Annotated in this window: 11 protein-coding genes; 3 read left to right on the top strand and 8 right to left on the bottom strand. The window is 57.7% G+C overall.

Annotated features, from left to right (window positions below; translation table 11 throughout):
- Window positions 1-16: 16 nt before the first annotated feature.
- The 3 genes from RMR24_RS06500 to purE are packed head-to-tail and all read right to left on the bottom strand — an operon-like array spanning window position 17 to window position 2,778.
- Entirely contained in the window at window positions 17-1,069 is a 1,053-nt protein-coding gene (locus tag RMR24_RS06500) for an L-threonylcarbamoyladenylate synthase (RefSeq protein ID WP_310614268.1), read from the bottom strand.
- Between the two features lie 18 nt (window positions 1,070-1,087).
- Entirely contained in the window at window positions 1,088-2,290 is a 1,203-nt protein-coding gene (locus RMR24_RS06495) for a 5-(carboxyamino)imidazole ribonucleotide synthase (RefSeq protein WP_310614267.1), read from the bottom strand.
- Window positions 2,287-2,778 (bottom strand): 5-(carboxyamino)imidazole ribonucleotide mutase, encoded by a 492-nt coding sequence (purE, locus tag RMR24_RS06490; RefSeq protein WP_310614266.1) that lies wholly within the window; start codon window positions 2,776-2,778, stop codon window positions 2,287-2,289. Before purE ends, RMR24_RS06495 begins: the two co-directional genes overlap by 4 nt.
- Before the next feature lie 47 nt (window positions 2,779-2,825).
- Between purE and RMR24_RS06485 the strand changes: the two genes are divergently transcribed.
- Window positions 2,826-3,782 carry a tetratricopeptide repeat protein gene (locus RMR24_RS06485; RefSeq protein ID WP_310614265.1) on the top strand — a complete coding sequence of 319 codons (957 nt, stop codon included), beginning with the start codon at window positions 2,826-2,828 and terminating at the stop codon, window positions 3,780-3,782.
- A gap of 4 nt (window positions 3,783-3,786) precedes the next feature.
- On the opposite strand, the gene RMR24_RS06480 is transcribed toward RMR24_RS06485, so the two are convergent.
- The 3 genes from RMR24_RS06480 to pyk all read right to left on the bottom strand — a co-directional run bounded on the left by RMR24_RS06480 (window position 3,787) and on the right by pyk (window position 7,322).
- Complete coding sequence (locus tag RMR24_RS06480; RefSeq protein WP_310614264.1) at window positions 3,787-4,692, bottom strand: phosphoribosylaminoimidazolesuccinocarboxamide synthase; 906 nt, start codon at window positions 4,690-4,692, stop codon at window positions 3,787-3,789.
- A gap of 3 nt (window positions 4,693-4,695) precedes the next feature.
- Window positions 4,696-5,760, bottom strand: coding sequence for a class II fructose-bisphosphate aldolase (gene fba / locus RMR24_RS06475; RefSeq protein ID WP_310614263.1), 1,065 nt, complete (start codon window positions 5,758-5,760; stop codon window positions 4,696-4,698).
- 128 nt (window positions 5,761-5,888) lie between these two features.
- Window positions 5,889-7,322, bottom strand: coding sequence for a pyruvate kinase (gene pyk / locus RMR24_RS06470; RefSeq protein WP_310614262.1), 1,434 nt, complete (start codon window positions 7,320-7,322; stop codon window positions 5,889-5,891).
- 237 nt (window positions 7,323-7,559) lie between these two features.
- On the opposite strand from pyk, the gene RMR24_RS06465 reads away from it, so the two are divergent.
- Both RMR24_RS06465 and RMR24_RS06460 read left to right on the top strand, forming a co-directional pair.
- Complete coding sequence (locus tag RMR24_RS06465) at window positions 7,560-8,645, top strand: fatty acid desaturase (protein WP_310614261.1); 1,086 nt, start codon at window positions 7,560-7,562, stop codon at window positions 8,643-8,645.
- 84 nt (window positions 8,646-8,729) lie between these two features.
- Entirely contained in the window at window positions 8,730-9,101 is a 372-nt protein-coding gene (locus tag RMR24_RS06460; protein WP_310614260.1) for a surface-adhesin E family protein, read from the top strand.
- 1 nt (window position 9,102) lies between these two features.
- Here RMR24_RS06460 and RMR24_RS06455 read toward each other — a convergent pair whose 3' ends face one another.
- Together RMR24_RS06455 and RMR24_RS06450 are read right to left on the bottom strand one after the other, a co-directional pair.
- Entirely contained in the window at window positions 9,103-10,296 is a 1,194-nt protein-coding gene (locus tag RMR24_RS06455) for a phosphoglycerate kinase (RefSeq protein ID WP_310614259.1), read from the bottom strand.
- 48 nt (window positions 10,297-10,344) lie between these two features.
- Complete coding sequence (locus tag RMR24_RS06450; protein WP_310614258.1) at window positions 10,345-11,094, bottom strand: SDR family oxidoreductase; 750 nt, start codon at window positions 11,092-11,094, stop codon at window positions 10,345-10,347.
- Window positions 11,095-11,203: the final 109 nt, after the last annotated feature.

Raw genomic sequence — 11,203 nt, 5'->3', positions numbered from 1 at the left:
TGAGTACCGCGTTAGTTTAACGAGTTGGCGTGGCGGCCCGCGTTAAGCGGTCTCGCACGCCATCCCATGCAGAAGTAAGGGGTGGCGCTTCGACCCAAATGTGTGCAACGCCTTGCCTGTCGAAGGCTCGCAGCTGGGCGAAAAGTTGGTGGGCGCAGTCACTTGCCGAAGACGGCATGAGCGCCACGTTGAAGTTAGCGGCGTTGCTTGAGGGCAGCAGCACAGGGCTGCGCGACCAGATGGCAACGATGTGAGCGCCAGCGGCAGGAACCGAAGCAGCCCCCCCTTCACAAGTTTTGGCGTTTGCATTTGAATAGGCACTGATGGCGTTTTGCAACTCAGCAGCCGTCATCAACTGCACTTTGGCAGCTGGCGCGTAATGCGACGCCAAGGTGCCCGATGCACGCGGCGCATCCGCATCAGGCACGTTGGGTGTGATCACGGCCAAACCGCACGCATCGCTCAACTGCTGAGGCGTAATCACACCCGGGCGCAGCAGCACAGGCGCTGCGCGGGTGCAGTCAATGATGGTGGACTCGATGCCCACATCGCATGCGCCACCGTCGAGGATGAGCAGCTCGGGGCCAAACTCACCCGCCACATGTGCGGCGGTGGTGGGGCTCACACGGCCAAACAAATTGGCACTGGGTGCAGCCACACCAAACACGCCCAAGGCTTGGGCACCTTGCAGCACGGCGAGCGCCACGGGGTGCGAGGGGCAACGCAAGCCCACCGAGTTTTGACCACCTGCAGCCACAGCGGCAACCTCGACTCGACGCGGCAAGATGAGCGTCAAGGGGCCGGGCCAAAACGCTTCCATCAGCTTTTGAGCGAACTCGGGCACATGGCTGGCAAAGCGCTGCACGCCTTGTGCGCTGGCCACATGCACGATGAGCGGATGGTTGGCGGGACGACCTTTGGCTGCAAAAATTTTAACTACGGCAGCATCGTTGCTTGCGTCGGCGGCCAAGCCATAAACCGTTTCGGTGGGCAAGCCCAACAATTCGCCACGCTGCAAAGCTTGCGCCGCAGCAGCGATGGATGGAGGAGACTGACCGTCAAGAATCATGGGGCAAATGCGTCGCCGTTAAAACGGGGCGATGCCAAGAATAGCCGCCGCTTTTAACGCCACGCCACGCGCAGCCTCTGGGGTAGCGGCTGTGATGTTGAGGTGCCCCATCTTGCGGCCCACACGTGCTTCGCGCTTGCCGTACAGATGCAAATGCGTGCCGGGCAAGGCCAACACGTCATGCCAAGCGGGTTCAACTTGTGATGAGCTGGGGTCAGAAGAACGGGGATCAGAACCCAATTGTTTGGCGAACCACAAATCGCCAAGCAGGTTCAACATGACGGCAGGGCTGTGCTGGCGCGGTTGCGTCAAAGGCAGATCGGCCATGGTGCGCACTTGCAGTTCGAACTGCGACACGTCGCACGCGTCTTGGCTGTAGTGGCCGCTGTTGTGGGGGCGAGGGGCGATTTCGTTGACGACCAGCGAGTGATCGGCCAACACAAAAAACTCCACGCACAACACGCCCACATAGTTCAGCTCTTGCGCCACGGCTTTGGCCGCGGTGATGGCTTGGTGGGCCAATCCCTCAGGCACATTGCCCGCAAACACTTCTGTCACCGCCAAGATGCCGTTGCGGTGCAAGTTCAATTGCACGGGCAAGTTCACCATCGCGCCATCGCGGCCACGCGCCACGATGACCGAGCATTCGCTGGCCAAGGGCAACATTTTTTCCAACACGCAAGGCACGCTTCCGAGCTGGGTCCAACCGGTGTTGAGCGCGTCACGCGTGGTCACGCGCAACTGGCCTTTGCCGTCATAGCCCATGCGAGAGGTTTTCAAAATGCCGGGCAGCAAGTCGTCGTTCACAGCCGCGAGTTGCGCAGCGGTGTCGATCACCGCGTGCGGCGCCACAGGCACGCCGCATTTCACAAAATGGGCTTTCTCACGCGCACGGTCTTGCGCCACAGCCACAGCTGATTCGGCGGGTGACACAGGCAGCGTGGCAGCGAGTTGCGCCAGGGCGTCGGCGGGCACGTTCTCAAACTCGGTGGTCACTGCTTGGCACACAGCGGCGAGTTGTTTCAAGCCTTCGGGGTCTAAGTAATCGGTGTGGATGTGGTGGTGGCTCACCAAGCCTGCGGGGCTTTGTGCATCGGGGTCGAGCACCGCGGTGTTGTAGCCCATGCGTTGCGCGGTGTGCGCCCACATACGGCCCAACTGGCCACCGCCCAACACACCCAAGGTGGAGCCGGGCAGCAAGGGTTTCAAAGTAACGCTCATACAGGTGGCAGCGTCATATGGCGTGCCACTTCGGTTTGCGCCACGCGGAAGGCTTGCAGCTTTTCGGCCAACACCGGGTCAGTCGATGCCAGCAAAGCCACTGCAAACAAAGCCGCATTCGCAGCACCTGCATTGCCAATGGCAAAGGTGGCCACCGGAATGCCTTTGGGCATTTGCACAATGCTGTGCAAGGAATCCACGCCTTGCAAATGCTTGCTGGCCACAGGCACGCCTAGCACGGGCACGATGGTTTTGGCCGCGATCATGCCGGGCAAGTGGGCAGCGCCTCCCGCACCTGCGATGATGGCGCGCAAGCCACGGCCTTGGGCGCTTTCGGCGTAGGCAAACATGTCATCCGGCATGCGGTGGGCTGAAACGACGCGGGTTTCAAAAGAGACATCAAATTCTTGGAGAATCTGAGCTGCATGTTGCATGGTGTCCCAATCAGAATTGGAACCCATGACGACACCGACGAGGCACTGGGTCATGATGAAGGCTGTGTGTGAGCAAAAACGAATTTTAAGACGGGACCCCCATGATTGATGTGACGATGGAAAATTTCGAGGCCGATGTGATTGCTGCCTCACAAACCACCCCTGTGTTGGTGGACTTCTGGGCCGACTGGTGCGCGCCCTGCAAATCACTCGGTCCCGTGCTCGAAAAGCTGGAAGCCGACTACGCAGGCCGCTTCAAGCTGGTCAAGGTCAACGCAGACACCGAACAGCAGCTGGCCGGTGCGTTTGGCGTCAAAAGCCTACCCACCTGCATCTTGCTCATCGGCGGCCGTCCTGTGGACGGTTTTATGGGCGCATTACCCGAAGGCAAAGTGCGCGAGTTCTTAGACAAGCATTTGCCATCGGACAACGAAATAGCTGCACAAGCCGATGCCCAAGAAGCCGAGCAACTCATCAACGCGGGTGATGCCAGTGCCGCCATCGCCAAGCTGCAAGAGGCTTTGAGCCTCAACACGGCTGACGACGAAACCCGTTACAACTTGGTCAAGCTGCTGATTTCTGTGGGCGAACTAGAAGAAGCGCAAGCAGCATTGACGCCCAAGCTCACGGAAATACCGTTGCAACTGCGTTTTGATGCGCTCAACTACTGGCTGCAAGCGTTGGTGTTTGTGTCCACCGACGAGCGTGCCACTTGGACGTTTGAGCAGTTCGAGGCCGCCATCGCCCAAAACAAACGCGACTTCGACACCCGCTTGGCCAAAGCCCGCGTACTGATAGCCGCTGAACTGTTTGAAGCCGCGATGGACGAGCTGTTAGAAATCATCATGCGCGACAAAACGTGGAGCAACGATGTGGCGCGCAAAACCTATGTGTCCATCTTGGAGTTGATGACGCCCCCCAAGCCCAAAACGGACGATGCCGCCTTCGGCAAATCCGCAGGCGGCATCGAGTTAACTGGCAAAGCCGCGGTGCAAGAAGACCCCATGTTGGAGATGATTTCTCGCTACCGCCGCAAGCTCAGCATGGCGCTGAACTAAGGTCTCAGTCCTTCAACCGATCCCAAGCCTCTTGGTACTTGGCGGCGGTTTGGGCAATTACCTCTTGCGGCAAATGCGGCGCGGGGGGTGATTTGCTCCAAGGCTTGCCTTGCACCTGAGCCGTTTCCAGCCAATCGCGCAAGAACTGCTTGTCGTAGCTCGGTGGGTTCACACCATCTTTGAAACTCTGTGCGTAACTGTCCGCTGGCCAGTAGCGAGATGAATCGGGCGTGAGCACCTCGTCCATCAACACGAGGTCATTATTGGCATCCAAACCAAATTCAAACTTGGTGTCCGCAATGATGATGCCTTTGGCTGCCGCCACGTCGCGCGCGGTTTCGTACAAGGCGATGCTGACGGTTTTGATTTTCTCGGCCAAACCGCCGCCGATCATCTCCACCACTTGTTCGTAAGTGATGTTCTCGTCGTGGTCACCCACCGCCGCTTTGGCGGCAGGCGTGAAGATGGGCTCTGGCAATTTGCTAGCGTTCTTCAAACCTTTGGACAGCTTGACACCGCACACGGCTTGGTTTTCTTGGTATTCCTGCCAACCACTGCCGGCCAAATAACCACGCACCACCGCTTCCACGGGGATGGGCTTCAAGCGCTTGACCAACATGGAGCGGCCTGTGACTTGGGCCACTTCATCGGCGCTCACCACGCTCTCAGGCGCTTCGCCTGTCAGGTGGTTGGGGCAAATGTGGCCGAGCTTGCCAAACCAAAACAAAGCCATTTGGGTGAGCAGTTCGCCCTTGCCCGGAATGGCTTCGCCCATGATGACATCAAACGCGCTGATGCGGTCTGAAGCCACCATCAAAATGCGGTCATCGCCCACGGCGTAGTTGTCGCGCACTTTGCCGCGTGCGAGCAAAGGCAAAGAAGTGAGCGCAGAGGTGTGCAGAGCTGACATGTATTACTTCACCAACTGAGCGAGTTCGCCCTTGGCGTACTTGGCCGCCACCACAGAGAGGCTGTCGCCCTTGATTTTGCTGCCTTGACCTTCGCAACCGAATTCCAAATAGCGTTGTTTGCAGATGTTCATCGCGGCTTCGCGGGCAGGCTTGAGCCATTCGCGGGCATCGAACTTTTCTGGGTTCTCAAACATGAACTTGCGAGCCGCCGCCGTCATGGCCAAGCGGATGTCGGTGTCGATGTTGACCTTGCGCACACCGTGCTTGATGGCTTCTTGAATTTCAGACACGGGCACACCAAACGTCTGCTTCATCTGACCGCCATATTGGTTGATGATGGCCAACAGGTCTTGCGGGACGCTGCTTGAGCCGTGCATGACCAAGTGAGTGTTGGGAATGCGCGCGTGAATTTCTTTGACACGGCTGATGGCCAAGATGTCGCCGGTGGGCTCGCGTGTGAACTTGTATGCGCCGTGGCTGGTGCCGATGGCGATGGCCAAGGCATCGAGCTGTGTGGCTTTCACAAACAGGGCGGCTTCTTCTGGGTCGGTCAACATTTGGCTGTGGTCGAGTTTGCCCACGGCGCCAATGCCGTCTTCTTCACCGGCTTCGCCCGTTTCCAAATTGCCCAAGCAACCCAATTCGCCCTCAACCGACACGCCCACTTTGTGCGCCATGGCCACCACTTGTTGGGTAACTTGCACGTTGTACTCAAAGCTGGAAGGTGTTTTGCCGTCTTCCATCAACGAGCCGTCCATCATGACGGAGCCAAAGCCGAGGTCAATCGCGCCTTGGCAAATCTTGGGCGATGTGCCATGGTCTTGGTGCATGACCAAAGGAATGTGTGGGTAGGCTTCGGTGGCGGCTTGAATCAAATGCTTGATGAAAGGCTCGCCCGCGTATTTGCGTGCGCCAGCGCTGGCTTGCAAGATGACAGGTGCGCCCACGGCGTCGGCAGCCATCATCACGGCTTGCACTTGTTCCAAGTTGTTGACGTTGAAAGCTGGAATGCCGTAACCGTGCTCTGCAGCATGGTCCAGAAGTTCGCGCATCGATACGAGTGCCATGGGGAATCCTCAAAAATTAAAAACTGATGTAACTGCTGGCAATTTTAAAGGCGGCAGCTTCGTGCCCAACTGACAGGCATGAAAGCCCATCAGCTGTGCATCTCAATGCTTGGGTGGGGGGAGGCCCTTTAGCGAACTTCGCAAATGCGCAGCATGTTGGTGCCGCCAGGCGTACCCATCGGATCACCACAGGTGATGGCGTACACATCGCCCGTGTCCACAATGCCGCGCAGTTTCAGGTGCGCTTCAGCTTGGGCCAAGGCGGTATCGCGGTCGGCGCTGGTGTCCATCAGCAAAGCGCGCACATTGCGAAATAGCGCCATGCGTCGCTGCGACGCCACTTTGGTAGTCACGGCGTAAATGGGAATATGAATGCGGTGGCGGCTCATCCACAGCGCGGTGGAGCCCGACTCGGTCAAGGCCACGATGGCTTTGGCGCCCAAATGGTGCGCTGTGAACAAGGCGCCCATGGCAATGGTTTGGTCAATGCGGGTGAAAGTTTGGCCTTTGAAATCGGCGTCCAGTTCCACGTCTTCAGCGGCCTCAGCGGCCTCGCAAATTTTGGACATTTCTTCCACGGTTTCCAGTGGGTATTTGCCTGCAGCAGTTTCAGCGCTGAGCATGACAGCGTCTGTGCCATCAATCACGGCGTTGGCCACGTCACTCACCTCGGCGCGGGTGGGCACGGGGTTGGTGATCATGCTTTCCATCATTTGAGTCGCGGTGATCACTACTTTGTCGTGCTGACGCGCCAGCTTGATCATGCGTTTTTGCAACGCGGGCACCGCAGCGTTGCCCACCTCCACAGCCAAGTCGCCACGCGCCACCATGATGCCGTCGCTGGCCCGCAAGATTTCGTCCAACAGCGGGATGGCTTCTGCGCGTTCGATCTTGGCAATCAGGCCCGGCTTGTGTTTGTACTCAGCGCCAGCCACGTTGGCCAACTGCCTTGCCATTTCCATGTCCGTGGCGTTTTTAGGAAAACTCACCGCAAGGTAATCGGCTTGGAAGCTCATCGCGGTTTTGATGTCGTCCATGTCTTTGGCGGTCAGCGCGGGTGCGGTCAAGCCGCCGCCTTGCTTGTTAATGCCTTTGTTGTTGGACAGCTCGCCGCCGACTTTGACGGTGGTGTGCACTTGCTCGCCACGCACGGCCTCAACCGTCAACACAATCAAACCGTCGTTGAGCAACAGCAAGTCGCCGGGCTTCACATCGCGGGGCAGTTCTTTGTAATCCAAGCCCACGCCTTGCAAATCGCCGAGTTCGGTGCGCGAGGCGTCCAGCACAAACTTGGCCCCGTTCTCCAGCATGACCTTGCCGTCCACAAACTTGCCCACGCGAATCTTGGGGCCTTGCAAGTCAGCCATGATGGCCACTTCGCGACCCGCACGTGCGGCGGCTTCGCGCACGAGTCGGGCGCGGTCGATGTGGTCCTGGGCTTTGCCATGGCTGAAATTGAGGCGTACCACGTTCACGCCGGCACGAATCATGGCCTCAAGCAATGCGGGGTCGCTAGAAGCGGGACCTAAAGTGGCAACAATTTTGGTGGCGTGACGGGCCATGGTGTATCTCCTGTGTGTGTTTTTGTTTGCTTCATTCTGGCACGCTTAACGCCTGAATCTAAGTCGCTCAGGACCGGTGGGCCCATGATTTGTGCGTTCTTTATGTCTCATTTATGCCTTGAAGTCCTTTGTCGCTGGACGGGTAAACACCTGTTTGGCGCTGAAACGGCGATAATCGTTCTACTAATTGATGCAAATCAGTGCGCATCAAAACCGCTCACCTAAGATTCGTCACCTATGACCACACATATTCAACCTATCCTTCCCGGCGAACCCATGCCACACCGCAAAGTCATGCGCGAGTGGCTGATTCCTTTGGCTGAGCGCACCACCGCGCTCGCCATTGTGATGCTTGTCATTGACTACGTGCTGTGGGCTGCCCTCTTGGCCGGCACCGTGTATTTCGATGCTTGGTGGGCCAAGCTCTTGAGCGGCTGCGCTGCTGGCTTTGTCATTGGCCGCTTGTTTATCTTGGGCCACGACGCTTGCCACCAAAGCCTCACACCGCACCGCAACCTCAACAAGTGGTTGGGCCGCATTGCCTTCTTGCCCTCGTTGACCGCCTTCAGCTTGTGGGATATCGGCCACAACGTGGTGCACCATGGCTACACCAACCTCAAAAACTTCGACTTCGTATGGGCGCCTTACACCCCCGAAGAGTACGCAGCCTTGAGCACGGGTGAAAAACTCAAAGACCGCATCTACCGCAGTGGCTGGGCACCTGGCCTGTATTACATGATCGAAATCTGGTGGAACAAGATGGTGTTCCCAACAGAAAAGCACATGCCCACGCGCCGCCCCATCTTCATCAAAGACTGCTTGCTCATCAGCGCCTTTGGCGCCGCTTGGGTGGCCGCTATGGTGTGGGCTGCGATTGCCACTGAACAAACCATTGGTTACATCTTGCTGATGGGTGTTGCTTTGCCATTCTTCTTCTGGGTCACCATGATTGGTTTCGTGGTGTACGTGCACCACACCCATGTGGACGTGTCTTGGCACGAAGAGCGCACTGGCTGGTCAAAGGCTTCGCCTTTTGTGTCCACCACAGTGCACCTGACCTTTCCGTTCAACATTGGCGCGCTGATGCACCACATCATGGAGCACACGGCGCACCACTTGGACATGAGCATTCCTCTGTACAAGCTGAAGCAAGCGCAAAGCAAACTCGAAGAGCTGCTGCCAGAACGCATCATCGTCCAGCCCTTCTCTTGGCGCTGGTATGTGCAAACCGCCCGCGACTGCAAGCTGTATGACTTTAAGACCGACAGCTGGACCACGTATGACGGCAAAGTCACCAGCCCTCGCGCGATGAAAGCCGCTTAATCACCCGTTGATTTTTGCCAGCCCTCTCAAAGCCCTGCAAGTTCTGACGAATTTGCGGGGCTTTTTCTTGTACGCTTCATGCCCATGAAATTCGTTGTTTTGTTTTTGCTGACCATGGCATCTACGGCGTCACACGCCATGTGGGTAACCGTCACACGCAACGAAGTGGCCACGGTTTATATCGACTCCAGCGCCATTGTGAAGATGGGCTACAACCGCCGCGTATGGGTGGTGTACGACCTGCAAAGCCCAGACAAAACGGGCCAGCAGTCGGTCAAGTCCTATATTGACTACGACTGCACCGAAGGCAAATACAAAACCCTCAGCGCCACCAGCCACCCCAACAAAATGGGCAACGGGCCCGCCATCAAAGCGCTACCCGTGGCTGAAGGATGGAAACCTATCAGTCAAGACAGCATGAGCCGACAGTTGTTTTCGTTTGCTTGTGCTTGGTAAATTAACCCGCAGCGCGCTTGGTCAAAATCTCAAACGCGGGCAAGGTCTTGCCTTCCAGCACCTCTAAGAAAGCGCCACCGCCAGTAGAGATGTAGCCCACTTGTTTTTCAATGCCGTACTTGGCAATGGCCGCCAAAGTATCACCGCCGCCTGCAATGCTGAAGGCACTGGATTCGGCAATGGCGTGCGCGATGGTTTTGGTGCCGTTCTCAAACGCTGCGAATTCAAACACGCCGACAGGGCCATTCCACACAATCGTGCCGGCCTTCATCAGCTGCGCGGCTAGCTTGGCGGCGGTCTCTGGGCCGATGTCCAAAATCATGTCGTCATCGGCCACGTCAGTGGCCTTCTTCACAGTGGCCACCGCGTCAGCGGCAAAGGTTTTGGCGGTCACCACATCGGTGGGGATGGGCACTTCGGCCCCGCGTGCTTTCATGATCTCGATCACGGCTTTGGCCTCATTCACCAAGTCGTGCTCGGCCAAGCTCTTGCCAATGTTCAGACCCGCGGCCAGCATGAAAGTGTTAGCAATGCCGCCGCCCACGATGAGCTGGTCTACGTTGTTGGCCAAGCTCTTGAGGATGGTCAGCTTGGTGGACACCTTGCTGCCCGCCACAATGGCAGCCAGTGGGCGTTTGGGGTTGGCCAAGGCTTTGGTAATAGCGTCAATCTCAGCAGCCAACAAGGGGCCAGCACAGGCCACGGGCGCGTATTGCGCGATGCCGTAGGTCGTGCCTTCGGCGCGGTGCGAGGTGCCAAAGGCGTCGTGCACAAAAATGTCGCACAACGCGCCCAGCTTGCGTGCCAATTCGTCGTTGTTCTTTTTCTCACCCTTGTTCAGGCGGCAGTTTTCCAGAAGCACCACTTGCCCTGGCTCAACCGCCACGCCATCTACCCAATTAGAAACCAGCGGCACGCGGCAGCCCAGCAACTCGCTCAAACGCTCAGCCACAGGCGCCAATGAGTCTTCGGGCTTGAATTCGCCTTCGGTGGGACGGCCCAAGTGCGATGTGACCATCACAGCCGCACCCACTTCGAGCGCCATGCGAATGGCAGGCACGCTTGCGCGGATGCGCGTGTCTTCGGTGATCTGGCCATCATCGTCTTGCGGCACGTTCAGGTCGGCGCGGATGAAAACACGTTTGCCTTTGGCCGAGCCGTTGGCGCACAAATCAGAGAAGCGAATGACGTTCATGGATGTAAGCGGTGAGAGTAAAAAATTACCGCTATTCTAAAAGTTCAATTAACCGCGCCCCACAAACGGCATCTTGGTCGCCATCACTGTCATGAACAACACATTGGCTGTCAAAGGCAAGCGCGCCATCGCCATGAAGCTGTCGACCACGCCTTGCATGTCCATGCGGGCTTCGGGCTTCACGCTGCCGTCGGCTTGCACAGCACCAGCGGCAAACTTCTCGGTCATGTCGCTGGCCACGTTGCCAATGTCAATCTGCCCCACCGCAATGTCAAACGCGCGGCCATCCAGCGAAGCCGCTTTGGTCATGCCGGTGATGGCATGTTTGGTGGCCGTGTACGCAATCGAGCCAGGGCGGGGCGCGTGCGCCGAAATTGACCCGTTGTTGATGATGCGCCCGCCCTGTGGGCTTTGGGTTTGCATGAGCTTGAATGCGTGAGACAAACAATAAAACGCACCGTTGAAATTCACGTCCACCGAACGACGCCAATCGGCTCCCGACAAATCACCAGGCGTGCTAGCAGGCAAAAAGATGCCCGCGTTGTTGAACAGCAAATCTACACGGCCATATTTGGCACGCACGCCCTCAAACAACTGAGCCACCGACTCCTCTTGGCTCACATCGCAGGACACCGCCCACGCATTGCCCGCATGTGCGCCTGCGACTTGCGCAGTAGCTTCCAGTGCGTCAGCGCGACGTCCGACCAACACCACCTGCCAGCCATCGGCCAATAAAGCCAAAGCACACGCTTTGCCAATGCCGGAACTTGCGCCTGTGACGACTGCTACTTTGCTCATGGGGTGCTCCTGTGAAAAAACTTGATTGTGAACAAACGCAAGGCACGTTTAGGGCTGAGTTGTCTCGTGTGCGTAAGCCGTGCTTGCCTGCAGTCAGGCTAAAGTACAT

It is taken from the genome of Limnohabitans sp. (assembly GCF_031539105.1).
Lineage (GTDB): Bacteria > Pseudomonadota > Gammaproteobacteria > Burkholderiales > Burkholderiaceae_C > Limnohabitans.
This window is presented reverse-complemented; position numbering and strand designations above follow the sequence as displayed.

Excerpts from the sequence above, each read along its gene's own strand:
- RMR24_RS06495 (WP_310614267.1), bottom strand. The coding sequence starts at position 2,290 with ATGAGCGTTACTTTGAAACCCTTGCTGCCCGGCTCCACCTTGGGTGTG.
- RMR24_RS06450 (WP_310614258.1), bottom strand. The coding sequence starts at position 11,094 with ATGAGCAAAGTAGCAGTCGTCACAGGCGCAAGTTCCGGCATTGGCAAA.
- RMR24_RS06480 (WP_310614264.1), bottom strand. The coding sequence starts at position 4,692 with ATGTCAGCTCTGCACACCTCTGCGCTCACTTCTTTGCCTTTGCTCGCA.
- purE (WP_310614266.1), bottom strand. The coding sequence starts at position 2,778 with ATGACCCAGTGCCTCGTCGGTGTCGTCATGGGTTCCAATTCTGATTGG.
- RMR24_RS06465 (WP_310614261.1), top strand. The coding sequence starts at position 7,560 with ATGACCACACATATTCAACCTATCCTTCCCGGCGAACCCATGCCACAC.
- RMR24_RS06460 (WP_310614260.1), top strand. The coding sequence starts at position 8,730 with ATGAAATTCGTTGTTTTGTTTTTGCTGACCATGGCATCTACGGCGTCA.
- RMR24_RS06485 (WP_310614265.1), top strand. The coding sequence starts at position 2,826 with ATGATTGATGTGACGATGGAAAATTTCGAGGCCGATGTGATTGCTGCC.
- fba (WP_310614263.1), bottom strand. The coding sequence starts at position 5,760 with ATGGCACTCGTATCGATGCGCGAACTTCTGGACCATGCTGCAGAGCAC.
- RMR24_RS06500 (WP_310614268.1), bottom strand. The coding sequence starts at position 1,069 with ATGATTCTTGACGGTCAGTCTCCTCCATCCATCGCTGCTGCGGCGCAA.
- RMR24_RS06455 (WP_310614259.1), bottom strand. The coding sequence starts at position 10,296 with ATGAACGTCATTCGCTTCTCTGATTTGTGCGCCAACGGCTCGGCCAAA.
- pyk (WP_310614262.1), bottom strand. The coding sequence starts at position 7,322 with ATGGCCCGTCACGCCACCAAAATTGTTGCCACTTTAGGTCCCGCTTCT.